The sequence below is a fragment of the Pseudomonas sp. HS6 genome, from assembly GCF_023375815.1.
Lineage (GTDB): Bacteria > Pseudomonadota > Gammaproteobacteria > Pseudomonadales > Pseudomonadaceae > Aquipseudomonas.
Genome location: NZ_CP067412.1, coordinates 4,584,265 through 4,609,242, shown reverse-complemented (window position 1 = coordinate 4,609,242; position 24,978 = coordinate 4,584,265). Strand labels below are relative to the sequence as shown.

Annotated in this window: 18 protein-coding genes; 11 read left to right on the top strand and 7 right to left on the bottom strand. The window is 61.4% G+C overall.

The window, feature by feature from the left end:
• Window positions 1–8: 8 nt before the first annotated feature.
• The 3 genes from JJN09_RS20800 to JJN09_RS20790 form a co-directional block, all read right to left on the bottom strand.
• Window positions 9–974, bottom strand: a complete 966-nt coding sequence (locus tag JJN09_RS20800; protein WP_249483432.1) for an L-carnitine dehydrogenase — start codon at window positions 972–974, stop codon at window positions 9–11.
• A gap of 157 nt (window positions 975–1,131) precedes the next feature.
• A complete protein-coding gene (locus tag JJN09_RS20795) occupies window positions 1,132–2,019 on the bottom strand; it encodes a 3-keto-5-aminohexanoate cleavage protein (RefSeq protein ID WP_249483431.1) in 888 nt (295 codons plus the stop codon).
• A 75-nt stretch (window positions 2,020–2,094) separates the two neighbouring features.
• On the bottom strand, window positions 2,095–3,039 hold the full coding sequence (locus JJN09_RS20790; RefSeq protein ID WP_249483429.1) for a choline ABC transporter substrate-binding protein: 945 nt from the start codon (window positions 3,037–3,039) through the stop codon (window positions 2,095–2,097).
• 192 nt (window positions 3,040–3,231) lie between these two features.
• Here JJN09_RS20790 and JJN09_RS20785 point away from each other — a divergent pair, with 192 nt between their 5' ends.
• Entirely contained in the window at window positions 3,232–4,176 is a 945-nt protein-coding gene (locus JJN09_RS20785; protein WP_085688589.1) for a GlxA family transcriptional regulator, read from the top strand.
• A 1-nt stretch (window position 4,177) separates the two neighbouring features.
• Here the strand turns inward: JJN09_RS20785 and JJN09_RS20780 are convergent, their stop codons facing one another.
• Both JJN09_RS20780 and JJN09_RS20775 read right to left on the bottom strand, forming a co-directional pair.
• Window positions 4,178–4,594 (bottom strand): DUF3010 family protein, encoded by a 417-nt coding sequence (locus tag JJN09_RS20780; RefSeq protein WP_249483428.1) that lies wholly within the window; start codon window positions 4,592–4,594, stop codon window positions 4,178–4,180.
• 47 nt (window positions 4,595–4,641) lie between these two features.
• The gene (locus JJN09_RS20775; protein WP_102619806.1) at window positions 4,642–5,043 is read right to left on the bottom strand and encodes a lysozyme inhibitor LprI family protein; all 402 of its coding nucleotides are present in this window, start codon (window positions 5,041–5,043) and stop codon (window positions 4,642–4,644) included.
• Window positions 5,044–5,277: 234 nt separating this feature from the next.
• Between JJN09_RS20775 and JJN09_RS20770 the strand changes: the two genes are divergently transcribed.
• The 9 genes from JJN09_RS20770 to JJN09_RS20730 all read left to right on the top strand — a co-directional run bounded on the left by JJN09_RS20770 (window position 5,278) and on the right by JJN09_RS20730 (window position 21,056).
• The gene (locus JJN09_RS20770; protein ID WP_007959776.1) at window positions 5,278–6,255 is read left to right on the top strand and encodes a dipeptidase; all 978 of its coding nucleotides are present in this window, start codon (window positions 5,278–5,280) and stop codon (window positions 6,253–6,255) included.
• 77 nt (window positions 6,256–6,332) lie between these two features.
• On the top strand, window positions 6,333–6,863 hold the full coding sequence (locus JJN09_RS20765; RefSeq protein ID WP_008033249.1) for a DUF5943 domain-containing protein: 531 nt from the start codon (window positions 6,333–6,335) through the stop codon (window positions 6,861–6,863).
• 15 nt (window positions 6,864–6,878) lie between these two features.
• Complete coding sequence (gene dgcA / locus JJN09_RS20760; RefSeq protein ID WP_248739987.1) at window positions 6,879–8,939, top strand: dimethylglycine demethylation protein DgcA; 2,061 nt, start codon at window positions 6,879–6,881, stop codon at window positions 8,937–8,939.
• 177 nt (window positions 8,940–9,116) lie between these two features.
• A complete protein-coding gene (gene dgcB / locus JJN09_RS20755; protein ID WP_249483427.1) occupies window positions 9,117–11,066 on the top strand; it encodes a dimethylglycine demethylation protein DgcB in 1,950 nt (649 codons plus the stop codon).
• Window positions 11,066–12,286: an electron transfer flavoprotein subunit alpha/FixB family protein gene (locus JJN09_RS20750; RefSeq protein ID WP_249483425.1), complete on the top strand. Its 1,221-nt coding sequence runs from the start codon at window positions 11,066–11,068 to the stop codon at window positions 12,284–12,286. Before dgcB ends, JJN09_RS20750 begins: the two co-directional genes overlap by 1 nt.
• A 9-nt stretch (window positions 12,287–12,295) precedes the next feature.
• Window positions 12,296–13,066 (top strand): electron transfer flavoprotein subunit beta, encoded by a 771-nt coding sequence (locus tag JJN09_RS20745; RefSeq protein ID WP_249483423.1) that lies wholly within the window; start codon window positions 12,296–12,298, stop codon window positions 13,064–13,066.
• A gap of 1,236 nt (window positions 13,067–14,302) precedes the next feature.
• Window positions 14,303–17,755 carry an alpha/beta fold hydrolase gene (locus JJN09_RS20740; RefSeq protein WP_249483422.1) on the top strand — a complete coding sequence of 1,151 codons (3,453 nt, stop codon included), beginning with the start codon at window positions 14,303–14,305 and terminating at the stop codon, window positions 17,753–17,755.
• Between the two features lie 162 nt (window positions 17,756–17,917).
• Window positions 17,918–19,786 (top strand): hypothetical protein, encoded by a 1,869-nt coding sequence (locus JJN09_RS20735; RefSeq protein WP_249490834.1) that lies wholly within the window; start codon window positions 17,918–17,920, stop codon window positions 19,784–19,786.
• A gap of 25 nt (window positions 19,787–19,811) precedes the next feature.
• On the top strand, window positions 19,812–21,056 hold the full coding sequence (locus tag JJN09_RS20730; protein ID WP_249483421.1) for a metallophosphoesterase: 1,245 nt from the start codon (window positions 19,812–19,814) through the stop codon (window positions 21,054–21,056).
• A 115-nt stretch (window positions 21,057–21,171) separates the two neighbouring features.
• Here JJN09_RS20730 and gbcA read toward each other — a convergent pair whose 3' ends face one another.
• Entirely contained in the window at window positions 21,172–22,464 is a 1,293-nt protein-coding gene (gene gbcA / locus JJN09_RS20725; protein WP_249483419.1) for a glycine-betaine demethylase subunit GbcA, read from the bottom strand.
• Window positions 22,465–22,746: 282 nt separating this feature from the next.
• Between gbcA and gbcB the strand changes: the two genes are divergently transcribed.
• Window positions 22,747–23,847, top strand: coding sequence for a glycine-betaine demethylase subunit GbcB (gene gbcB, locus JJN09_RS20720; protein WP_249483418.1), 1,101 nt, complete (start codon window positions 22,747–22,749; stop codon window positions 23,845–23,847).
• A gap of 233 nt (window positions 23,848–24,080) precedes the next feature.
• On the opposite strand, the gene JJN09_RS20715 is transcribed toward gbcB, so the two are convergent.
• On the bottom strand, window positions 24,081–24,905 hold the full coding sequence (locus JJN09_RS20715; protein ID WP_249483416.1) for an NAD(P)-dependent oxidoreductase: 825 nt from the start codon (window positions 24,903–24,905) through the stop codon (window positions 24,081–24,083).
• Window positions 24,906–24,978: the final 73 nt, after the last annotated feature.

Genomic DNA, 24,978 nt, shown 5'->3' with positions numbered 1-24,978 from the left:
CGATCACATTACTCACTGAACGCCATGCCATGCTTTTGCTTGGTGGTCTTCACCGCCTCAAGCACCGCCAGCAAACAATCATCACGATAGCGCTCCAGCGCCGAAATACTGTGCCGGCCCAGTTGATCGCTGGTGCCATCCACCACATCGTCAATCAACTTGTCCGTCAGTTCAGGTGCCGGCAGGTACGTCCACGGCAACTGCAACGCCGGGCCGAACTGCGACATGAAGTGGCGCATGCCTGCATCGCCACCGGCCAGGGTGTAAGTCAAGAACGTACCCATGAACGACCAGCGCAGACCGGCGCCAAAGCGGATCGCATCGTCAATCTCACCGGTAGTCGCCACCCCGTCGTTGACCAGATGCAGCGCCTCTCGCCACAACGCTTCGAGCAGGCGGTCGGCGATGAAGCCCGGCACTTCCTTGCGCACATGCAGCGGGCGCATGCCGAGGGATTCGTAGACTTTCATCGCCGCTTGAACCGCTTCCGGCGCGGTGTTCTTGCCGCCGACCACTTCCACCAATGGCAACAGGTAGACCGGGTTGAACGGGTGACCGACCACGCAACGTTCCGGGTGGGTCGAACTCTCGTAGAACTCGCTCGGCAACAGGCCGGAAGTGCTGGAACCGATCAGGGCATTCGGCTTGGCCGCCGCGCTGATCTTACTGTGCAGCTCCAGTTTCAGTTCGAGGCGTTCCGGGGCGCTTTCCTGGATGAAATCCGCATCGCGCACGCACTCCTCAATGGTCGCGACAAACCGCAAACGATCCTGCGAAGCATCCGGCGCCAGACCGTTTTTCTCCAGCGCGCCCCAGGCGTTGGCCACGCGTTTGCGCAGCGCCGCTTCGGCACCCGGCGCCGGGTCCCAGGCCACCACGTCGAGGCCATGGGCGAGGGCGCGGGCGACCCAGCCGCTGCCGATGACGCCGCTGCCCAGTGCTGCGAAGGTTTTGATTTCGGTGATAAAGCTCATGGTGATTTCCTAGGAAAATTCGGTGATTCCCTGTGGGAGCGAGCTTGGTCCGGGCGGCGATCCGACGAAGAGGTCGGCACATCCGACGAATCTTCATGGGCAGTGCCACCGCCTTCGCGGGCAAGCCCGCTCCCACAGGGTCAGAGGTGAATTCGAATTAGCCGCGCTGGGTCAGGCCCATTTTCTTGCGACCTTCAGCCGGAGTCAGCACGCGAGCGCCGAGACGGCTGAGGATTTCGCTGGCGCGTTCGACCAGTTGGCCGTTGGTCGCGAGCACGCCTTTGTCCAGCCACAGGTTGTCTTCCAGACCGACCCGCACGTTGCCGCCGAGCAGCACCGCTTGCGCCGCCATCGGCATTTGCATCCGGCCGATGCCGAAGCCGGCCCACACCGCGTCGGCGGGCAGGTTGTCGACCATGGCTTTCATGGTGGTGGTGTCGGCCGGCGCGCCCCACGGGATGCCCAGGCACAGCTGGAACAGCGGGTTGTCGAGCAGGCCTTCCTTGATCATCTGTTTGGCGAACCACAGGTGGCCGGTGTCGAAAATCTCCAACTCGGCTTTCACGCCCAGCTCGGTGATGCGCTTGGCGCCGGCGCGCAGTTGCGCCGGGGTGGAGACGTAAATGGTGTCGCCGTCGCCGAAGTTCAGGGTGCCGCAATCCAGCGTGCAGATTTCCGGCAGCAGTGCTTCGACGTGGGCCAGGCGGGTCAGCGGGCCGACCAGATCGGTGTTCGGGCCGAACTCCATTGGACTCTCGCCCGGGCCGATTTCCAGGTCGCCACCCATGCCGGCGGTGAGGTTGACGATGATGTCGACGTCGGCTTCGCGGATACGCTCCATGACTTCGCGGTACAGCGCCACGTCACGGCTGAACTTGCCGGTCTGCGGGTCACGGACGTGGCAGTGCACGACCGTGGCGCCGGCCTTGGCCGCTTCCACCGCGGCTGCGGCGATTTGCTTTGGAGTGACCGGCACGTGAGGGCTCTTGGCGGTCGTGTCGCCAGCACCGGTGAGTGCGCAGGTGATGATGACGTCGTGGTTCATGGTGCGATTTCCTTCAGGCGTGATGGGTCTGTTCGCAGCCCGTGGCGGGCTGCGAAGTAGTTCGTTCGTTGCGGTTTATTTGCTGGTGAGCTGGAGGTTTTCAGCCGCCGGTTTGCCATCGAAGGTGGTGACGCCTTCGAGCCAGCGCTGTTTGTCCTGCGGGTGATCCTTGAGCCACTGTTTGGCCGATTCGAAAGCGTCTTTGTGATCGAGCAGCGGCTGCATCATCCGGCTCTCGTCTTCGGCGGTGAACGTCAGGTTGCTCAGCAGGCGACCGACGTTAGGGCACTGATCGGCGTATTTTGGCGCGGTGACGGTCCACACGGTGGCCATGCCTTCGTTCGGGCCGAGGGCGTCGTCGCTGCCGGTCAGATAAGTCATCTTCACATTGACGTTCATCGGGTGCGGCGCCCAGCCGAAGAACACCACGGCTTCCTTGCGGCGCACGGCGCGGTCGACGGCGGCGAGCATGCCGGCCTCGCTGGATTCCACGAGCTGGAATTTGCCGAGGCCGAACTGGTTCTTGGCGATCATCGCCTTGATCTGGGTGTTGGCGCCCGAGCCTGGCTCGATGCCGTAGATCTTGCCGCCCAGTTCTTTCTCGAACTTGGCGATGTCGGCGAAGGTTTTCAGCCCCTTGTCCGCCAGATACGTCGGTACGGCGAGGGTGGCGCGGGCGTCCTTGAGGCTCGGGGCTTGAAGGACTTTGACTTGATTGGCATCGACGAACGGGGTGATGGTCTGGGTCATCAGCGGGTTCCAGTAGCCGAGGAACAGATCCAGACGCTGGTCGCGGATCCCGGCGAAGATGATTTGCTGAGATGCGCTGGTCTGTTTGGTGCTGTAGCCGAGGCCGTCGAGCAGAACCTGGGTCATGGCGCTGGTGGCGATCACGTCGGTCCAGTTCACGACGCCCATGCGCACGTTCTGGCACGCGGCAGGTTCGGCCGCCATGACACTGGCGCTTAAAAACGCGGTACCGCTGAGTGCGAGAACACAGCTGCTGATCAGTCGTTTCATGTCGGGTTCCTCGGCAGGTCGTTATTGTGGGTTCCGGTGTCTGATGCGCCGGTGATGCCAAGTTACGCAGCTGCGCACCGCTGAAAACGCACTGCGGCGACCAGCTCTTGCACTGCAGCGACCTGTGCTCTTGAATGCCGCCGACAACTGGCGTATCAACGTTGCACGCTACCCGCTGACCGAGTGCGCGCCATGTCCCAGGATTTCTACTTTCTGTTGATGCCGGGTTTTTCCGCCATCGGTTTCATCTCTGCGATCGAACCGCTGCGGGTGGCCAACCGCTTTCGCGGCGAGCTGTACCGCTGGCACGTGTTGAGCGCCGATGGCGGGGCGGTGCTGGCGAGCAACGGGATGTCGGTCAACGCCGACGCGGCGCTGGAGCCGCTGAAGAAAGGGGCGACGTTGCTGGTGGTCGCCGGTTTCGAACCACTGAAATTCGCCACCCCTGCGCTGGAGCACTGGCTGCGCCGGCTGGACAACGAAGGCGTGACCCTCGGCGCCATCGACACTGGCAGTTTCGTCCTCGCCGAGGCGGGTCTACTTGATGGCCATCGCCTTACCCTGCACTGGGAGGCCATCGACGCCTTCAAGGAATCTTATCCACAGCTCAGCGTCACCCAGGAACTGTTCGAGATCGACCGTCGGCGCATCACCTCCGCTGGCGGCACCGCGTCCATCGACCTGATGCTCGACCTGATCGCCCAGGCCCACGGCCCGCAACTGGCGATCCAGGTCAGCGAGCAGTTTGTATTGGGAAGGATTCGTCCGCGCAAGGACCACCAGCGCATGGAAGTCGCCACGCGCTACGGCATCAGCAACAAGAAGCTGGTGCATGTGATTGGCGAAATGGAACAACACAGCGAACCGCCGCTGACGACCCTGGAACTGGCGGAATCGATCAAGGTGACGCGGCGGCAACTGGAGCGCTTGTTCCGCCTGCACCTGAACGACACGCCGAGCAATTTCTATCTGCGCTTAAGACTGGAAAAGGCCCGGCAGCTGTTGCGCCAGACTGACATGAGCGTGCTGGAAGTCAGCATTGCCTGCGGGTTTGAATCACCGTCGTATTTCACCCGCAGTTACCGGGCGAAGTTTGCCCGGTGTCCGCGCGAGGATCGGCGTACTGCTCAGGCCTGAGTTACTTCTTCATCAAAGCCGAGCAGGCCGCTTTGTACGCCTCATGCTGATACTTGTTCAGCGTCCCCGGCAGCTCGAAATTGTGCTTCTTGGCCTGGGCATTGATGGTCTGCGGCGACAGCAGCGTCACCTCGCAAGCGTCCAGCAACTGAAAAACGCCCTCGATCTTGAACGTGGTCGGCCCACCGGCAAACTCACCCTTCTTGCTGCGCTTTTTGATCGCGATGCGATCGATCGAGTTCTCGCGCACGAACGACGCCACCTGCGCAGCAAATACTTTGACGTTGGCCGCCTCGTCGTCATCGTCCAGGGCGATTTTCTTGGTGCTCAGAGCGATATGGCTCAGCACCGAACCGTCGAGGGACGCCACGGCGATGATCGCTTCACTGCCTTTGATTTCGATACCGCAGATATTCATGTGAATCCCTTGATTGGCTGAAGAGGTGCAGCTTACAGCTCAAGCCCTCACTCCTGCCCAATCGACTCCAAAAACTCCGACCGCTCATCGCTCATCCGCGCCACGCAATCATTCTGCGCAATCTTGAACGCCTTGCTGCCGTCCGTCGCCGGGAAGGCTTCGACGGCGCAGTCGGCGTCGCGGGTTTTCAGCCATTGTTGCTGGGCGGTCTTGAGTTTGGCGGTGATGTCGGCCAGTTGCGCCGGGTTCTTGCCGTAGGTCGACTGCATGCGCTCGTTCAGGCTTTTGAAGTTGTCCTGGAGCAGGTCTTCGGCGGTGGTACGGCTGTAGGTCGAGCATTCCAGGGTCTGGACGTCGTTTTCCACCGCGTCGCACGGGTTGTTGTCGGACTCTTCGGCGGCGTGTACGCCGGTCGCAATCAGGGCCAGGGCCAGGAAGATCGATTTCATTGATGTCGCCGCTCTAATCCAGTGGTGTTTCCGAGATGCGGCAGATTCTGGCTCAAGCTTGCGGGCTTGAACAGGTGGCTGGTCGGACCGGTTGGCGACCCTTTGTCGCGGATTGACGCTTTCGGCAATTCCCCTGTCGTTTTTGCACCCGGCTGGTCGCGCACCGAGGCATATGCTGGCCCCAAAGCGCCGGCAGACGATTCGGCGCATGAATCGCCAATAAGGGGACGCCTGATGAGCCCAGCCGAATTACACGCCGACAGCATCGTTATCGACGGTCTGATCATTGCCAAATGGAACCGCGAGCTGTTCGAAGACATGCGCAAGGGCGGTCTGACGGCGGCCAACTGCACCGTGTCGGTGTGGGAGGGCTTTCAGGCTACGGTCAACAACATCGCCGCCAGCCAAAAACTGATTCGCGAAAACAGCGACCTGGTGATCCCCGTCCGCACCACCGCCGACATCCGCAAGGCCAAGGAGCAGGGCAAGACCGGCATCCTCTTCGGCTTCCAGAACGCCCATGCGTTTGAAGACCAGATCGGCTACGTCGAGGTGTTCAAGCAGCTCGGCGTCGGCATCGTGCAGATGTGCTACAACACCCAGAACCTGGTGGGCACCGGTTGCTACGAGCGTGACGGCGGCCTGTCGGGCTTCGGTCGCGAAATCGTCGCCGAGATGAACCGTGTCGGCGTCATGTGCGACCTGTCCCACGTCGGTTCCAAGACTTCCGAGGAAGTCATCCTCGAATCGAAAAAACCGGTCTGCTATTCCCACTGCTTGCCGTCGGGGCTGAAAGAGCACCCGCGCAACAAGTCCGATGAAGAACTGAAGTTCATCGCTGACCACGGCGGTTTCGTCGGCGTGACCATGTTCGCGCCGTTCCTCGCCAAAGGTATCGATTCGACCATCGACGACTACGCCGAAGCCATCGAATACACCATGAACATCGTCGGCGAAGACGCCATCGGCATCGGCACCGACTTCACCCAGGGTCACGGTCAGGACTTCTTCGAATATCTGACCCACGACAAGGGCTACGCCCGCCGTCTGACCAACTTCGGCAAGATCATCAACCCGCTGGGCATCCGCACCGTCGGCGAGTTCCCGAACCTGACCGAAACCCTGCTCAAGCGCGGCCACTCCGAGCGAGTCGTGCGCAAGATCATGGGCGAAAACTGGGTCAACGTCTTGAAAGACGTCTGGGGCGAATAAGCCGCCGCTTCCCGAATACTTTCCCCCGGCCGTCCGCGCCGGGGGCAACACCCAAATTTTTCTGGAGTTAAGTTTCCATGGCCAAGATCGCCCCGCAATTGCCAATCGAAGTCGACAGCGAGACCGGTGTCTGGACCTCCGACGCCCTGCCGATGCTGTACGTGCCGCGCCACTTCTTCGTCAACAACCACATGGGCATCGAGGAAGTGCTGGGCGCCGACGCCTATGCCGAGATCCTCTACAAAGCCGGCTACAAATCCGCCTGGCACTGGTGTGAAAAAGAAGCCGAGTGCCATGGTCTGGAAGGCGTCGCGGTGTTCGAGCACTACATGAAGCGCCTGTCGCAGCGCGGCTGGGGCCTGTTCAAGATCCAGGACATCGACCTCGACAAAGGCACCGCCAGCGTCAAGCTCGAACACTCGGCGTTCGTCTACGTCTACGGCAAGGTCGGGCGCAAGGTCGACTACATGTTCACTGGCTGGTTTGCCGGTGCCATGGATCAGATTCTGCAAGCACGCGGCAGCAAGATCCGCACCGTGGCCGAACAAGTCTACGGTGGCTCCGAAGAAGGCCACGACGACGGCCTGTTCACCGTCAAGCCGTTGTAAGTCGAGGAACCCGCCATGGCTTTCGAAGCAATGTTCCAGCCGATCCAGATCGGCAAACTGACCATCCGCAACCGCGTGCTCAGCACCGCGCACGCCGAGGTCTACGCGACCGACGGCGGCATGACCACCGAACGGTACGTCAAGTATTACGAAGAGAAAGCCAAGGGCGGCATCGGCCTGGCGATCTGTGGCGGTTCGTCCGTGGTGGCGATCGACAGCCCGCAGCAATGGTGGAGTTCGGTGAACCTGTCTACCGACCGGATCATCCCGCACTTCCAGAACCTCGCCGACGCCATGCACAAGCATGGCGCCAAGATCATGATCCAGATTACCCACATGGGCCGTCGCTCCCGTTGGGACGGTTTTCACTGGCCGACCCTGATGTCGCCGTCGGGCATCCGTGAACCGGTGCACCGCGCCACCTGCAAGACCATCGAACCGGAAGAGATCTGGCGGGTGATCGGCAACTACGCGCAAGCCGCGCGCCGCGCCAAGGCCGGTGGTCTGGACGGCGTCGAACTGTCGGCGGTGCACCAGCACATGATCGATCAGTTCTGGAGCCCACGGGTCAACAAGCGTACTGACGAATGGGGCGGCACCTTTGAAGGCCGGATGAAGTTCGGTCTGGAAGTGCTGAAAGCCGTGCGCGCCGAGGTCGGTGACGACTTCTGTGTCGGCATGCGTATCTGCGGTGACGAGTTCCACCCGGACGGTCTGTCCCACGAAGACATGAAGCAGATCGCCAAGTATTACGACGACACCGGCATGCTCGATTTCATCGGCGTCGTCGGTTCGGGCTGCGACACCCACAACACCCTGGCCAACGTGATCCCGAACATGAGTTACCCGCCGGAGCCGTTCCTGCACTTGGCGGCCGGGATCAAGGAAGTGGTCAAGGTTCCGGTGCTGCACGCGCAGAACATCAAGGACCCGAACCAGGCCACGCGGATTCTCGAGGGCGGCTACGTCGACATGGTCGGCATGACCCGCGCCCACATCGCCGACCCGCACCTGATCGCCAAGATCAAGATGGGTCAGATCGACCAGATCAAACAGTGCGTCGGCGCCAACTACTGCATCGACCGTCAGTATCAAGGTCTGGACGTGCTGTGCATCCAGAACGCCGCGACTTCCCGTGAATACATGGGCGTGCCGCACATCATCGAGAAATCCACCGGGCCGAAACGCAAGGTAGTGATCGTCGGTGCCGGCCCGGCGGGGATGGAAGCTGCCCGTGTGGCGGCGGAACGTGGCCATGACGTAACCCTGTTCGAGAAGAAAGAATTCATCGGCGGCCAGATCACCACGGCTTCGAAAGCGCCGCAGCGTGACCAGATCGCCGGTATCACTCGCTGGTTCCAGCTGGAACTGGCGCGCCTGAAAGTCGATCTGCGCCTGGGCGTGGCGGCGGACGCCGACACCATCATGGACCTGCGTCCGGACATCGTGGTGCTGGCCGTTGGCGGTCATCCGTATCTGGAGCAGAACGAACACTGGGGCGCCGCCGAAGGGTTGGTCGTCAGCAGCTGGGACGTGCTCGACGGCAAGGTCGCGCCGGGCAAGAACGTGCTGGTCTACGACACCATTTGCGAGTTCACCGGGATGTCGGTGGCCGACTTCCTGGCCGACAAGGGCAGCCAGGTCGAAATCGTCACCGACGACATCAAACCGGGTGTGGCCATCGGCGGTACGTCGTTCCCGACCTACTACCGCAGCATGTACCCGAAAGAAGTGATCATGACCGGCGACATGATGCTGGAGAAGGTCTACCGCGAAGGCGACAAGCTGGTCGCGGTGCTGGAGAACGAGTACACCGGCGCCAAAGAGGAGCGGGTGGTGGATCAGGTGGTCGTCGAGAACGGCGTGCGCCCGGATGAAGAAATCTACTACGCGCTCAAGGACGGCTCGCGCAACAAGGGCCAGATCGATGTCGAGGCGCTGTTCGCGATCCAGCCGCAACCTTCGTTGAGCAGCAATGGCGACGGTTACCTGCTGTTCCGCATCGGCGACTGCGTGGCGCAGCGTAATACCCATGCTGCGATCTATGACGCCCTGCGGCTCTGCAAGGATTTCTAAAAGCTTGCACAAGATCCTGTGGGAGCGGGCTTGCCCGCGATAGCGGTGGGTCAGTCGATGAATATGTGACTGACAGAATGCATTCGCGGGCAAGGCGAATCGTCGCACCGCCGCCCCCACAGTGACCGAGTAAGGCATCTCGACCTGCAAGACCCGAGGTCTTTGGGAGCAACACCTATGTTGAACACCCTTCTTCCAATCCTGTTGTTCGCAGCCCTGGCCCTCGCGGTGCTGGGTGCGTTGCGGCGGGTGGCCATGTGGCGTCGGGGCCGGGCCTCGAAGGTCGACCTGATCGGCGGCCTGTTCGCCATGCCCAAGCGTTACATGGTCGATCTGCACCACGTAGTGGCGCGGGACAAATACATCGCTAACACCCACGTCGCCACGGCGGGCGGCGCGGTGGCGTCGATCGTACTGGCGATTCTGGTACACGGATTCGGTTTGCATAACCGCATCCTCGGTTACGCCTTGCTGCTGATGACGGCGGTGATGTTCGTCGGGGCGATCTTCGTTTATCGGCGTCGGCTCAACCCGCCGTCGCGGCTGTCGAAAGGCCCGTGGATGCGCCTGCCGAAAAGCCTGCTGGCGTTCTCGGCGTCGTTCTTTCTGGTGACCTTGCCGGTTGCCGGGATCCTGCCGGAGAACTTCGGCGGCTGGGTGCTGGCAGCGATTCTCGGCATCGGTGTGTTGTGGGGCGTGTCGGAACTGTTCTTCGGCATGACCTGGGGCGGCCCGATGAAGCATGCCTTCGCCGGTGCATTGCACCTGGCCTGGCACCGTCGCGCCGAACGTTTTGGTGGCGGCCGTTCCACCGGTTTGAAACCGCTGGACCTGAATGATCCGACCGCGCCGCTGGGCGTGGAGAAACCCAAGGATTTCACCTGGAACCAGTTGCTCGGCTTCGACGCCTGCGTGCAGTGCGGCAAGTGCGAAGCCGCGTGCCCGGCGTTCGCCGCCGGCCAGCCGCTGAACCCGAAAAAGCTGATTCAGGACATGGTCATCGGCCTCGCCGGCGGCACCGATGCCAAATTCGCCGGCAGCCCTTATCCCGGCAAACCGGTGGGCGAACACAGCGGCAATCCGCATCAACCGATCGTCAACGGTCTGGTCGATGCCGAAACCCTGTGGTCGTGCACCACCTGCCGCGCCTGCGTCGAGGAGTGCCCGATGATGATCGAGCACGTCGATGCCATCGTCGACATGCGCCGTCACCTGACCCTGGAAAAAGGCGCGACCCCGAACAAGGGCGCCGAAGTCCTGGAAAACCTGATCGCCACCGACAACCCCGGCGGTTTCGCCCCGGGCGGGCGGATGAACTGGGCGGCGGACCTGAACCTCAATCTGCTCAGCGAGAAGAAGTCCACCGACGTGCTGTTCTGGGTCGGCGACGGCGCCTTCGACATGCGCAATCAGCGCACCTTGCGCGCCTTCGTCAAGGTGCTGAAAGCGGCCAAAGTCGACTTCGCGGTGCTCGGGTTGGAGGAGCGTGATAGCGGCGACGTGGCCCGACGTCTTGGCGACGAAGCGACGTTCCAGTTGCTCGCCAAACGCAACATCCAGACCCTGGCCAAATACAGCTTCAACCGTATCGTCACCTGCGATCCGCACAGTTTCCACGTGCTGAAAAACGAGTACGGCGCGTTCGACGGCAATTATCTCGTGCAGCACCACAGCACCTACCTGGCGGAAATCATCCAGGCCGGCGCGCTGAACCTCGGTCAGCACAAAGGCAACAGCGTGACCTATCACGATCCGTGCTACCTCGGCCGCTACAACGGCGAGTACGAGGCGCCGCGCGAAGTGCTGCGCGCCCTCGGTATCGAAGTGAAAGAGATGCAACGTTCCGGCTTCCGCTCGCGCTGCTGCGGCGGTGGTGGCGGGGCACCGATCACCGACATTCCGGGCAAGCAACGGATCCCCGACATGCGCATGGAAGACATCCGCGAGACCGGCGCCGAACTGGTGGCGGTGGGTTGTCCACAATGCACGGCGATGCTCGAAGGCGTGGTCGAACCGCGTCCGCTGATCAAGGACATCGCCGAACTGGTGGCCGACGCGCTGCTCGAAGACGCCGCGCCGAACAAGCCTGCCACCCCGGCCAAACGTGAACCAGCGGAGGCCCACTGATGAGCGACATTATCCGCCGCGACCCACGCGCCGAATGGATCGCACGCAACCGCCTGCACCCGCTGCATGCGGCCATGCAACCGGCGCAACACAGCTGGATGGGCCCGAACGGGATCATCCGCAAGAACCTGCACGGCATCGGCTTCATCGGGCCGAACGGCATCAAGCGCATCGACCGCAGCGGCGCCCAGCAGGGCGGGGCGGTCAAACGTTCGGCAGCGGTCGAAGTGCAATTGCCGTTGCATCAGGTGCCGGCTCCGGCGTTCTACATCAGCGTGGTCCCGGACATGGTCGGCGGCCGCTTGAGCAGCCACGACCGCGATTTGCTCGGCCTGGCCCATCAACTGGCCGGCAGCGACGGCGCCGTGCTGGCGGTGGTGTTCGGCGAGCATAAGGAAAACGCTTTCGCCACGGCAGGCGTTGACCGCTTGCTGGTGCTGGAAGGCGAAGAATTCAGTGGTTATGCACCGGAACAACGGATCCAGGGCCTGCGGGCTGTGGATAACCAGTTCAACCCGCGTCACTGGCTGCTGCCGGACAGCCGCAGCGGTGGCGGCGAACTCGGTCGGCGCTTTGCCGCTGCACTGGGCGAGCGCCCGGCGACACGGGTGTGGCAGGTCAAAGATCAGGAGTGCATCGGCCGCGCCGGTGCCGGGTTGCAGGATCTCGCCCGCCCGGTCGCGCGCCTGATTCTGGCCTCGGCCGAATGTGCCGAACCGGTCAGCGAAACCCGTCACGAAGCACTGCCGGTGGAGTTATCCACACCTGTCGCGCGCAGCCTGTCGAGGATCGAGGATCTGGGCGCCGTAGCGGTGGATCCGTCGGCGATTCCGATGGCCGAAGCCGAGTTCATTTTCTCCGGCGGCAATGGGGTCAAGGACTGGGAGCTTTTCCACAGGACCGCCGCCGCCCTCGGCGCCACCGAAGGCGCTTCGCGGGTGGCGGTGGACGATGGCTTCATGGCCCGTGACCGTCAGGTCGGCGCGTCCGGCACCTGGGTCACGGCGAGGGTTTACGTGGCCGTGGGGATTTCCGGGGCGATCCAGCACCTGCAAGGCATTGGTGCCTGCGACAAGGTGGTGGCGATCAACCTCGATCCGGGCTGCGACATGATCAAGCGTGCCGACCTGTCGGTGATTGGCGAAAGCGCGGACATTCTTCAGGCCTTGATCGCGGCGGTAGAGGCTTACCGCAACGAAGCCAAGCGCGATGCGGCTTAAGGAACGGTTATGAGCACAAAGATCATCAGTCTGGTTTCAATCGGCGCCCACCCGACCTCGGGCCGGCCGCGTCGCGCCGAACAGGATGCACGCGCTGTCGAACTGGGCCTGCAACTGGCGGGGGATAACCTGCAAGTGCTGCATGCCGGCGACATTGGCGAACCGGCGCTGCGCGCCTACCTGGGCATGGGGCTTACACAGATGCATGTGCTGGAACAACCCGCCGGTGCCGATGCGTTGCCGGCGTTGACCGACTATCTGCGTGATGCCGGCGCCCAAGTCGTGTTGACCGGCAGCCAGGCGGAAACCGGCGAAGGCTCGGGGATGCTGCCGTTCCTGCTGGCCGAAGGGCTGGGCTGGCCGCTGGTGGTGGGTCTGGCCCAGGTCGAATCGATCAGCGACGGCTCGGCGCTGGTGCTGCAAGCGTTGCCTCGCGGGCAGCGCCGTCGGTTGAAGGTGCGCCTTCCGTTTCTTGCAACTGTAGATAACGCTGCGCCCAAGCCTCGGCAGAGTGCTTACGGCCCGGCGCGACGTGGGGTTTTGCAGGCTGAAGACGTGGTAGTGGTGGATGACGAATTGCTTGCGGTGTCGACCTTGCAACCAGCCAAGCCACGGCCGAAACGGTTGAAGGTGATCAAGGCCAAGAGCGGGGCGGACCGGATGAAGGCGGCTACGGCGAAGGCTAGTGGGGGTGGGGGGCAGGTACTTAAAGGTGTCACTGCACAGGCTGGTGCTGAAGCCATTCTCAAGCTGCTGATCGAAGAAGGCGTTGTCCGCTGAGAGCCAAAGCCCCCTCACCCTAGCCCTCCCGAAACGTCGGACCGCCCAAAGGGAGAGGGGACTGACCGAGTTGAACTGGCTGTTTACATCGACCTGCGACTTCAGCGGTGAACTTGGTTCGCCAAGCATCAATCACTTTGCCTTACCGTAGTTTGATCAAATCAGAGGTCACTGTGATCGTTCAGGTCGATGTAGCTTGGTTAGGCAACTCGATCGGCCCCCTCTCCCTCCGGGAGAGGGCTGGGGTGAGGGCAGCGATCGTTAGCCATTCCCAATTCGTTAATTACCCACAATCCCTGTTGGCGGATCTGTGGATAACGTGTTCGCCCATCCCTGAACCCCACGCCAGTCAAGCCCTCCAGCCCTAAGATCAAAAAACAACCAGCCTAACTCGCGGTTTTTCCTGAGTTTTTCCCCAGGACAACTCCCCAACTTGCCCCCAATCTCTGTTGGCGCTTCTGTGGATAAGATGTTCGCTATCCGCTACAAGCCATATAAAACATGGCTTACGAGAACTTGATCAAAAAACGATCATTTCAGCCTTTTAACATACCGATTCCCCCGCAAACCAAGATTTATCAAGGCCTCCAGCGCTTTTCCACAGCACCCGCCAAGTTACCCCCGAACTCTGTTGGCGCTTCTGTGGATAAGGTGTTCGCCATCCTCTGCAAGCCACGTCGTACGTGATCTACAGAGTTGTGATCAAAAAACAGCCAATTGCCGCAAGAAACCCTTCTTCTGGATAAGTCACGGTTTTTCTTCACAAAACCCCGACTATTTTTCCACGTCATCCACAGTTGTCCCCATTTGCTGTGGGTGGCTATGTGGATAACTTGTTCGCCAAACCCTGCAAGCCCCGCCGGTTATAGTCCAAATGGCAATTGGTCAGATTTCATACAGTTCTAAAGCGCTGCCTTGACTTCAATCCGGCCGCTGTCTTCACTCCAATGGCACAAGGACCGCCGTCACTTATCCACATCTGGTTCAGGGAGAACGCGTGATGGATACCCAGCCACATCGCTCACCCCTCAATCCCCGCACGCTCCGCGCGTTTTCAGCCCCGATACCGCGCAAGCGCACCTTGCGTCGCACCGCCAATCAGCACGCCCGCCTTTAGCGAGTCGATATCGCCCACACCGCTGTACTGCCGCCGAAACCGGGGGCCAGGTGCCCGTTCGCCCATTGATAGCAGGCAACCGCAGAGTTGCCCCATCTGCCTGAGAGAGGAACCACCTCATGACACGGATCGCAACGCCCATCAGCGACATCAAGGAACACTACGACGTGATCGTCATCGGCTCCGGGTATGGCGGCGGCATTGCCGCGTCGCGCCTGTCCCGGGCCGGTAAAAAGGTGTGTTTGCTGGAGCGCGGTCGGGAAATCCAGCCTGGCGAATACCCCAACACCATGATCGCCGCGACCGAGGAGTTGCAGGTAAACGACCCGGACGGCCACATCGGCTCGCGTACCGGGTTGTTCGATCTGCACGTCAACGCGCAGCAGAACGTGGTGGTTGGCTGTGGCCTCGGTGGCACGTCGCTGATCAATGCCAACGTTTCGCTGGAACCCGAGCCCGGCGTCTTCGACGACCCGCGCTGGCCGCAGGAAGTGCGCGAACACCGCGACACCCTGCTCAAGGAGGGTTACGCCCGCGCCCGGGAAATGCTCAAACCCAATCCTTACCCGAGTACCGCGCCGAATTTGCCCAAGCTCGACGCCAACAAAAAATCCGCGGATTTCCTCAAACAAGGCGCGCACTTCTACACGCCGCCGATCAACGTGACCTTCGACAAACTGCCGAACAACCTTAACCACGTCGGTGTCGAGCAACTGCCGTGCAATCACTGCGGCGACTGCGTTTCGGGCTGTAACAACAAGGCCAAGAACACCACGCTGATGAACTACCTGCCGGACGCCTGCAACCATGGCGCCGAGATCATCTGCCAGGCCCAGGTACGGCATCTGGAGCGCGATGGCGATGGCTGGATCGTGCACTTTCAGTACCTGGACAGCGGTCGCGAGAAGTTCGACGCGCCGACGCTGTTCGTGAAGGCCGACATCGTCGTGGTGTCCGCCGGCACCCTCGGTTCCACCGAGATTTTGTTGCGCTCGCGGGACAAGGGGCTGGCGATGTCCGGCCAACTCGGCGAGAACATGAGCGGCAACGGTGACATCCTTGGTTTCGGCCACAACTGCGAACAAACCATCAACGGCATCGGGTTCGGCGCGCATTCGGCCAAGGAAATGAAACCCGTCGGCCCGTGCATCACCTCGATCATCGATATGCGCACCGAAGGCGACTGGCGCAGCCGCATGGTCATCGAGGAAGGTTCGATTCCCGGTGCTCTGGGCCGGCCGATGGTGCCGGCAATGGCCGGGTTCGCCGAGATGATCGGCGTGGCCACCGACAACAGTTTCAGCGGCAAAGTGAAGTACAAGGAGCGCGAGGCCGAAAGCTTCCTGCGCGGCCCGTACTACGGCGCGCTGCACAACATGCAGACCTACTTGATCATGAGCCACGACAGCGGTCAGGGGCGCATGGTCCTCGATAACAAGGATCAGCTGCGCATCGACTGGCCGGGCGTTGGCGAACAGGAAAACTTCAAGATCGGCAACGAACGCCTGCACCAGAGCACCCAGGCATTGGGCGGGATCTGGGTCGAGAATCCGATCTGGACCAAGTTGCTCAAGCACAGCATCGTCTCGGTGCATCCATTGGGCGGTTGCGTGATGGGCGAAGACGCCGCGCAAGGCGTGGTCAACCACAAGGGCCAGGTGTTCAGTGGTGCCAGTGGCACCGATGTCTACGCCAACCTGTACGTGACTGACGGCGCGGTGATCCCGACGTCATTGGCGGTCAACCCGCTGCTGACCATCTCCGCCGTGAGCGAACGCAACATGGGCCTGCTGGCCGCTGACCGGGGCTGGAAGATCGACTACACGCTGCCGTCGGCACCGCGTAAACAGACCGCGCCGCCGACGCTTGGCGTGCAGTTCACCGAGACCATGAAGGGCTATTTTTCCCGGGCTTTCACCGCCGCGCAGAGCACCGACCTCAAGGTCTACGAAGCGGCGGCCAAACGTGGCGAGGCGGATAATTCGCCGATCGACTTCACCCTGACCATCACCGCCAACGACCTCAACCGGATGATCAAGGAGCCGGAACATGCGGCGACCATCGTCGGTACGGTGAGCGCCCCGGCGCTGTCGCCAGAACCGCTGACCGCCAGCAACGGCGTGTTCAACCTGTTCGAGCAATTCGAGCAGCAGGTCGACACTCGTCACATGAAATACGACATGAAGCTGACCGCCGAGGACGGCCACGACTATTTCTTCAGTGCGTTCAAAACCGTGCCGGAAGACAACGGCGTGCTGAATATCTGGCACGACACCAGCACCCTTTACGTGACGCTCTACCGTGGACCGGACAAAACCGGCGAGGTGATCGGTTCCGGGGTGATGCACATCAAACCGGCCGATTTCGCCAAGCAGATGACCACCATGAAAGTCCTCAATGCGCGCAACGAGCGCGAGCGCATTGAAGGGCTGGCGCGGTTCGGCAAGTTCTTCGCCGGAATTCTCTGGGAAAGCTACGGCGGGGTATTCGCTGGTGATAAGTACTTCAACCCCGACGCACCGCCACGCTTGAAGCGGCCGCTGGATGCGCCGACGCCGGATGTGCATTTCTTCCCCACCGAGGATGGCGTGGAACTGCGCCTGAGCCGCTATCAGGCCGGCAGCAAAGGCCCGGTGATGCTGGTGCATGGCTTGGGTGTGGGCTCGAACATCTTTTCCACCGACACCATCCAGACCAATCTGCTCGAATTTCTCTGCAAGCACGACTACGACGTTTGGCTACTGGATTTCCGGGTGAGCATCCTGCTGCCGGCGAGCAAGAAGGAATGGAATGGCGATCAAATCGCCCAGTACGACTTCAAGGCTGCCATCGCACAGATCCAGCAGCAGACCGGCGCGAAAGACGTGCAGTGTGTAGTGCATTGCTACGGTGCGACCACGTTCTTCATGTCGTTGCTGGCCGGTTTGCAGGGCGTGCGTTCGGTGGTCTGCTCGCAGATTGCCGCCGACACGGTGGTCGCGACCGCAACGGGCCTGAAGGCTGGTCTGCACCTGCCGGGGGTGCTCGATGCGATCGGCATCAAATCCATGACCGCCTACGCCGATAGCAAGGAGAACTGGTTCAACAAGCTCTACGACAAGGCCCTCAACGGCTACGCGCGGATTGAAGCCCAGGGCTACTGCACCAATCCGGTGTGCCACCGCATCACCTTCATGTACGCCTCGCTGTACCGCCACGACACCCTCAACGAAACCCTGCACGACAACCTGCACGAGTTGTTCGGCGAGTCGAATATCGAGACCTTCGAGCACCTGGCGCTGATCGTGCGCAAAGGGCATCTGGTGGATTTCAAGGGCAACGATGTGTACATGCCGCACTTCGACCGGTTGACCATGCCGATCTGCTTCATCAGCGGCGCCGAAAACCAGTGCTACTTGCCGGAAAGCACGCTCAAGACCTATCAGCGAGTTTGCGAGAAGCATGGGCCGGAGCGTTATAGCCGGCATGTGGTGCCGGGTTACGGTCACATCGATTGCATGTTCGGCAAGAACGCGGTGGTCGATGTGTATCCGATCATCCTTGAACACCTGGAGAAAACCGCCCTCGGCTGATCTCAGACCGAGTCGACTGCATCGCTGGCAAGCCAGCTCCCACATTGGATGGTGCCAGGCACAAATCCTGTGAACACCTCTGACCCTGTGGGAGCTGGCTTGCCAGCGATGGCGGGGTATCAGGCGCTACACCTCTCCGGTCTGCACAAGGAAATGGATGACATGGACAGCTACATCCGCTGGTTTCAACGTTTCATCTGGCTCGGCATTGCGATGAACATGGTGTTCGCGATCCCGGCGCTGTTCGCGCCGGGGTTGCTGACATCGGTGGTTGGCCTGCCGCCGCAACTCTCCGACCCGTGGCTGGAAAACGCCGGGATGCTGCTGGTGGGCATCAGCGTGTTCTACATGCCGTCGGGCTTCAACGCGCCGCGCTACGTGGTGCATTCCTGGCTGTGCGTGCTGACACGGCTGATCGCCGTGGCGTTCTGGATCTACCTGATCAACACCAGCAGCCAAGGCTCGGTGTTCGTGCCGATGCTGATGGGCGACCTGAGCTTTTTCCTGATCCTCGGCATCCTGCTGTACCTCGGCACCACCCCGGAAAATCGACCGCTGGCCCTGCTCTGTGACGGCTGGCGCGAGTGGCGGGCTGCATGGGCGCGGCATTGGCAGAGCCACGCGTTCAAGGTCGGCACGCTGGTCGTGGTCGCGCTGCTCGGGTTCATCGGCTACGAGACCTGGTATCAGATGCTGCGCGTGGTGCCGGAACAGGAATATGCCTCCGACGAAGATCACTACAAATACGCCGCCATCGGCCTGGGCATCGAAGCGCGGATTCCGTATTACCTGTTCTCCGTGCTGCCGCAGATGTGCCCGGAGAAAATGCCGAAACCCGGCGGCTGGGAAGTCTTTGGCTTCCTGTTCGAGAACGGCAAGGACCTGCCCATCGGCATGGCCAAGCGGCAGATCGGTTACCCGACCGTCGAGCCGAACTGCGCTTTGTGTCACACCGGTTCCTACCGGGCGAATGCCAGCGACGTTGCGGTGAATGTGCCGAGTGCGCCGGCCAACACCCTGCAGCTGCAAGCCTTCCAATGGTTCGCCTACGATTGCGCCAGCGATCCGAAATTCACCACCGACGCGGTGATGGCGGCGATCAACAGCAAGTTCCAGCTCGGCTTCTTCGAGCGGCTCTACAACCGCTATTTGATTATCCCGATGGCCAAGACTGCGCTGCTCAAGCAGAAGCAGGCCTATGCCTGGCAGAAGCTGCGGCCGCCACAGGGGCCGGGGCGTACCGACACCTTCAACCCGACGAAAATGGTGGTATTCGGCTTCCCGGATGACTCGACCATCGGCACCGTCGACCTGCCGCAAGTCTGGAACCAGAAACCCCGGGAATCGATGTACCTGCACTGGGACGGCAATAACAACAAGATCCACGAGCGCAACTACGCTGCTGCGATGGCCGTGGGCGCGACGCCGGAGTCGGTGCTGCCACCGAGTTTCAACCGGGTCACCAACTGGCTGCTCGGGCACAAGGCGCCTGCCTGGCCGTGGGCGCTGGATCAGGCCAAGGTCGCCCAGGGCAAACCGGTCTGGGAAACCAATTGCGCCGGTTGCCACGACTTCGGGCGCGCCGACACCGGGCAGGTCACCACCAACATCGATCAGCTCGGTACCGATCCGCATCGGCTGGACTCGTTCACTGTCGGGCTGGTGGCGGCGTTCCACACCTTCAAGAAACCGCCGTTCGATTTCGGCGCCTACCGCAAGACCCAGAGCTACAGCAACACGCCCACCGACGGCATCTGGCTGCGCGCGCCGTATCTGCACAACGGCTCGGTGCCGACCCTGTGGGACTTGCTGCAACCGCCGGAAAAACGTCCGCAGGTGTTCGTCACCGGCTCCGATGTCTACGACCCGGTCAACGTCGGCTTCGTGACCAGCGGCGCACAGGCGAAAGCCTCGGCGGACTTCAAGTACGACACGCGCCTGGAGGGCAATCACAACACCGGTCACCTGTATGGCACGACGCTGTCGGACGACGACAAACGCGCGCTGATCGAATTCATGAAAACCCTGTGAACCCTTACGGAGAGAGGATTACGTCATGTCGGCAGTCGGTCATCTGAAGCATGAATACGACAAGGTCAAACTGCGCCTGCACGGGCTGTTCACGCGAGTGGAAATGGCCTGGATGAAACTCATCAGTGAAATCGAGCCGGAGGAGTTCCAGGCCATCATCAAGTTGCTCCAGCGCGGCCACGATCAGGCGCAGTACGTGCTCAAACATGGCGAGCTGCCGGATGACGAGCCGGCGGTGCCGTGGGAGTTGTCCCACGGTTTGTCGATCCTTCGTATCGGCAACGCGACGCCATTGCCGCAGTCGCCTGACCAACTGCAAACCAAGGTGCTCAAGGACGGTACTTTGCTGGGTTGTCGCAAGTGGGAGCTGCTGGATCTGCTGTGGAGCGAGGCGCTGCTCAAGTGGATCGAAAACCTGCGTCATCACGCGACCTTCGGCACCGATCCGGCGCTGGTGCAAATGGATCGCGAAGTGACGCTGGCGATTGCCGGCGACTGGGGCACCGGGCCGTTCAACAGCCATGCGCCGGCGGTGTCGGTGGCCAACCAGATGCAACTGGCCAATGCCGATTTCACCATTCATTTGGGGGATGTCTATTACGCGGGCAGCCACTCCCAGGAAGACACCGACATGGCCGGCTGGCCGATGGGCACCCACGGCTCGTTCACGCTCAATTCCAACCACGAGATGTACAGCGGCGCCCACGGTTATTTCAAGGAACTGGCCGCGCGTTTTCCGGGGCAGCAGGGCACCAGCTACTTTGCCCTGATCAACGACGACTGGCTGATTGTCGGGCTGGACACGGCGTATGCCTCCGACGTCATGAACCTGTACATGGACGGCACCCTGAACAAGCCGCAGATCGAGTGGATGAAAAGTCTGCCCAAGCGAAAAAAACTCATGGTGCTCAGCCACCATCAGGGCTTCGACATCACCGGGCACAACAAGACCGCGCTTTATCAACCGGTGTGCGATGCACTGGGGCGCGAGCCGGATTACTGGTACTGGGGGCACCTGCACAACGGTATCGTCTACGCGACCCAGGGCGGGTTGCATGCGCGCTGCGCCGGGCACGGGGCGATTCCCTATGGCACCACCAGCGAGCTGAACGGGCATTCGCGGGTGCTGTTTTCGGAGACGCAGGATGCGAAGGATCCGGATTATCCGCTGCGGGTGTTGAACGGGTACGCGAGAATCAGGCTGGTGGGGGAGGAGATTTTCGAGGAGTTTATCGGGGAGGATGGATCGGTGAGGTGGTCATCGCAATGATGCGGTGGCTGTAAGGACGCCATCGCGGGCAAGCCCGCTCCCACAGGGTTCGGCGGTGTACACGAATGTTGTGAGCACCATAAAAACTGTGGGAGCTGGCTTGCCAGCGATGCTTTTAGCCTTGGACAGGGACGCCTTTGAGATACGGTGCTGGCTCGGCCCCGAGGTTGCTCAGCAACCGCTCGCTGTACCAGTCGACGAAGTTGACCACGCCGAACTCATAGGTCTTGGAGTACGGCCCCGGCTGGTACGCGGTGGAGTTGATCCCGCGCTGGTTTTCTTCGGCCAGACGACGGTCCTGATCGTTGGTCGCGTCCCACACCTGGCGCATGCGTTCGACGTCGTAATCCACGCCTTCGACGGCATCCTTGTGCACCAGCCATTTGGTGGTGACCATGGTTTCCTGGGCGCTGATCGGCCACACGGTGAACACGATGATGTGGTCGCCCATGCAGTGGTTCCACGAGTGCGGCAGGTGCAGGATGCGCATCGAACCCAGGTCCGGGTTCTTGATCCGGCCCATGAGTTTGGCGCAGCCCTGTTTGCCGTCCAGGGTCATCGACACGGTGCCCTTGAGCAGCGGCATGCGCACGATGCGGTTGCGTAGGCCGAAGCTGGCGTGGGCGTAAGGGATCTTCTCGGCCTCCCAGGCCGCAGCGGAATCGGCGACGTGGTCCTTGAACGCCTGATCGGCGCGCGGGTCGGTGACGTCGTCCCATTCCAGCAGGGTTTTCAGCAGTTCCGGGTGCGACGCGTTGCAGTGGTAGCACTCGCGGTTGTTTTCCAGCACCAGTTTCCAGTTGGCCTTTTCCATCAAGGTGGTGGTAATCGCCACCTTGGTGTTCTCCATGTCGTACGGTTCCATGTAGTGGTTCAGCGTCGACAGGAAGTCATCGATGGCCGGCGGGTTCTCCGCCAGGCTGATGAAGATGTAGCCGCCGGCAGTCTTCACGTTCACCGGTTTGAGGCCGTATTGCTTCATGTCGAAGTCGGCGCCCATCTCGGTGCCGGCGAACAGCAGGCGACCGTCCAGCTCATACGTCCACTGGTGGTAGTGGCAGACCAGTTTGGCGACCTTGCCCTTGTCGCTGGTGCACAGGCGCGAGCCACGGTGGCGGCAGACGTTGTGGAACGCGTGCACCACGCCTTCGGCGCCGCGGATCACGATGATCGGGTTCTTGCCGATCTGCAGCGTCAGATAGTTGCCCTTGGTCGGGATCTCGCAGGTCATGCCGGCGATCAACCACTCTTTCTGGAAGATCTCCTGCATGTCGATATCGAACAGACGCTCGTCACTGTAGAACGGTTGCGGCAGCGAGAAGGTGCGCTCGCGCTCTTGCAGCATTTGTGCGGTGGCCTTGCGTGCGGGTTCCAGCGGGTCGCCCAGGCTGATTTTTGCGGTGTCCATCGATGAATTCCTCAAGGCCATCTGCGTGGCCGCGAAAGTGGCTGATCAGGGTTGCTACGCAAGGTGTAAAGAATCTGTTTGGTGTGGAGGCGAGTGTGGGGCCGCCGCTGCCCGGAACCTTATCCATGGGCGACATGGTGCAATCTGTTCCCGACGCGCAACCCCCGGTGGTTGGGGGCTGGTCGCGATAAGTATGTCAATGTCGCGGATAGGTAAACGGGCCGTCTGCGCTATACGCAGAATCGCCACATGAAGGCCGACAGTCGGCCGTGGAGAACAAGCATGTCCAACAGCTTCCTGAATCCGGTCACCACTCAGACCTGGGCCAATGGCCGACACATTGTCCGTTGCGTCAAAGTCATCCAGGAAACCTGGGATGTGCGCACCTTCTGCTTCATGGCCGACCAGCCGATCCTGTTCTTCTTCAAGCCCGGGCAGTTCGTGACCCTGGAGCTGGAGATCGACGGCCAGCCGATCATGCGTTCCTACACCATCTCCAGCTCGCCATCGGTGCCGTACAGCTTTTCGGTGACCATCAAGCGTGTACCGGGGGGCAAGGTGTCCAACTGGCTGCACGACACGCTGCACGAAGGCCAGGAATTGGCGGTGCACGGGCCGGTCGGGTTGTTCAACGCCATCGACTTCCCAAGCCCGAAAGTGCTGTACCTCAGCGGCGGCGTCGGCATCACCCCGGTGATGTCCATGGCGCGCTGGTTCTACGACACCAACGGCAACGTCGATATGACGTTCATCCACAGCGCCCGCTCACCGAAAGACATCATTTATCACCGCGAGCTGGAACACATGGCGTCGCGGATCGACAACTTCAGCCTGCACCTGATCTGCGAGAAGCATGGCCTCGGCGAGCCGTGGGCCGGCTATCGCGGCTACCTCAACCACAAGATGCTGGAACTGATGGTGCCGGACTTCCTCGAGCGCGAAGTGTTCTGTTGCGGCCCGACGCCGTACATGACAGCGGTCAAGCGCCTGCTGGAAAACGCCGGCTACGACATGAAGCGCTATCACGAGGAGTCTTTCGGCGCCACGCCACCGGAAGCCCGCGCCGATGCGGTGGAACAGGCCGAGCAGGCAGCCGATGCGCCGGAAGTACCGGCGGCGGATCTGCACCTGGTGGAATTCACTTCTTCGGACAAGAGCATTCGCGTGGCGCCGGGCGAGACCGTGCATGCGGCCGCAGCGAAAGTTGGGCTGATGATTCCGAAGGCCTGCGGGATGGGGATTTGCGGGACGTGCAAGGTGCTCAAGCTGGGTGGCGAGGTGGAGATGGATCACAACGGCGGGATTACTGAGGATGATGAGGCGGAGGGGTATATTCTTTCTTGCTGCAGTGTGCCGAAGGGGGATGTGCGGATCGAATATTGATCGGCGGTGGGGCGGCCCCTTGCGCCAGGCTCACCCCTCACCCCAGCCCTCTCCCGGAGGGAGAGGGAGCCTACAGCGGTGTCTTGAGTGATACATCGACCTGAAGAATCGAGTCGATTATGGATTCGGCAAAGCAGGCTCAGGTCGGCGTAACTCTGAAGCATCCCCCAATCAGTCCCCTCTCCCTTTGGGAGAGGGTTAGGGTGAGGGGGGCGACTTCACAGACACACTGATCAATCCACAAACAAATCCGTCATCAACTTCGCATCACTCCCCGGTTCAAAGCGGTAATGATCGAACTCGGTCACACCGCTCTCCCGCAATATCTCCTCATCAATCAACAACCGTCCGGTAATCCGCCGCGCGCTGCTGCCCAGAATCACATGTGCCGCATCCGCCATGATCTGTGGCGTGCGCGCATGCTTGAACGACTCGCGGTTGCCCAACTGAAATTCAATCGCCGCCGTGGCAATCATGGTCTGCGGCCACAGCGAATTGACGCTGATGCCGTAGTTGGCAAATTCTTCGCTCATCCCGACAGTCAGCATGCTCATGCCGTACTTGGTCACGGTGTAGGGGCTGTATTGCGCGAACCATTTGCTGGCCAGATTCAGCGGCGGTGACAGGTTGAGAATGTGCCCGGAGGATTTCTTCAGATAGGGCAGGGCCGCCTGGCTGCACAGCAACACCGCACGGGTGTTGATCTGGTGCATCAGGTCGAAACGCTTGAGTTCGACGTGTTGCACACCGGTCAGTTTGATCGCCCCGGCGTTGTTCACCAGTGCATCGATAGCGCCGAAATGTTCGTTGGCCTGGGCCAGTGCCTGGCGCACGGCCTCTTCCTCGCGCACATCCAGTTGCAGGGCCAGGGCTTTGCCGCCGGCCGCTTTGACTTCAGCGGCGACGCTGTGGATGGTGCCGGGCAACTTGGCGTGCGGCTCGGCGCTCTTGGCGGCAATCACGATATTGGCCCCGTCCCGCGCAGCCCGCAGCGCAATCTCGCGCCCGATGCCACGGCTGGCGCCAGTGATGAACAAGGTTTTGCCTTTTAGCGACATGCGGATGCTCCTGCTTATTGTTATGTGAGCGATGGCTCGACAAACAATGTAGACGATGGAGCTGAAGCGGGAA

Coding starts and splice junctions, on each gene's coding strand:
- JJN09_RS20800 (WP_249483432.1), bottom strand. CDS start 974: ATGAGCTTTATCACCGAAATCAAAACCTTCGCAGCACTGGGCAGCGGC.
- JJN09_RS20795 (WP_249483431.1), bottom strand. CDS start 2,019: ATGAACCACGACGTCATCATCACCTGCGCACTCACCGGTGCTGGCGAC.
- JJN09_RS20790 (WP_249483429.1), bottom strand. CDS start 3,039: ATGAAACGACTGATCAGCAGCTGTGTTCTCGCACTCAGCGGTACCGCG.
- JJN09_RS20785 (WP_085688589.1), top strand. CDS start 3,232: ATGTCCCAGGATTTCTACTTTCTGTTGATGCCGGGTTTTTCCGCCATC.
- JJN09_RS20780 (WP_249483428.1), bottom strand. CDS start 4,594: ATGAATATCTGCGGTATCGAAATCAAAGGCAGTGAAGCGATCATCGCC.
- JJN09_RS20775 (WP_102619806.1), bottom strand. CDS start 5,043: ATGAAATCGATCTTCCTGGCCCTGGCCCTGATTGCGACCGGCGTACAC.
- JJN09_RS20770 (WP_007959776.1), top strand. CDS start 5,278: ATGAGCCCAGCCGAATTACACGCCGACAGCATCGTTATCGACGGTCTG.
- JJN09_RS20765 (WP_008033249.1), top strand. CDS start 6,333: ATGGCCAAGATCGCCCCGCAATTGCCAATCGAAGTCGACAGCGAGACC.
- dgcA (WP_248739987.1), top strand. CDS start 6,879: ATGGCTTTCGAAGCAATGTTCCAGCCGATCCAGATCGGCAAACTGACC.
- dgcB (WP_249483427.1), top strand. CDS start 9,117: ATGTTGAACACCCTTCTTCCAATCCTGTTGTTCGCAGCCCTGGCCCTC.
- JJN09_RS20750 (WP_249483425.1), top strand. CDS start 11,066: ATGAGCGACATTATCCGCCGCGACCCACGCGCCGAATGGATCGCACGC.
- JJN09_RS20745 (WP_249483423.1), top strand. CDS start 12,296: ATGAGCACAAAGATCATCAGTCTGGTTTCAATCGGCGCCCACCCGACC.
- JJN09_RS20740 (WP_249483422.1), top strand. CDS start 14,303: ATGACACGGATCGCAACGCCCATCAGCGACATCAAGGAACACTACGAC.
- JJN09_RS20735 (WP_249490834.1), top strand. CDS start 17,918: ATGGACAGCTACATCCGCTGGTTTCAACGTTTCATCTGGCTCGGCATT.
- JJN09_RS20730 (WP_249483421.1), top strand. CDS start 19,812: ATGTCGGCAGTCGGTCATCTGAAGCATGAATACGACAAGGTCAAACTG.
- gbcA (WP_249483419.1), bottom strand. CDS start 22,464: ATGGACACCGCAAAAATCAGCCTGGGCGACCCGCTGGAACCCGCACGC.
- gbcB (WP_249483418.1), top strand. CDS start 22,747: ATGTCCAACAGCTTCCTGAATCCGGTCACCACTCAGACCTGGGCCAAT.
- JJN09_RS20715 (WP_249483416.1), bottom strand. CDS start 24,905: ATGTCGCTAAAAGGCAAAACCTTGTTCATCACTGGCGCCAGCCGTGGC.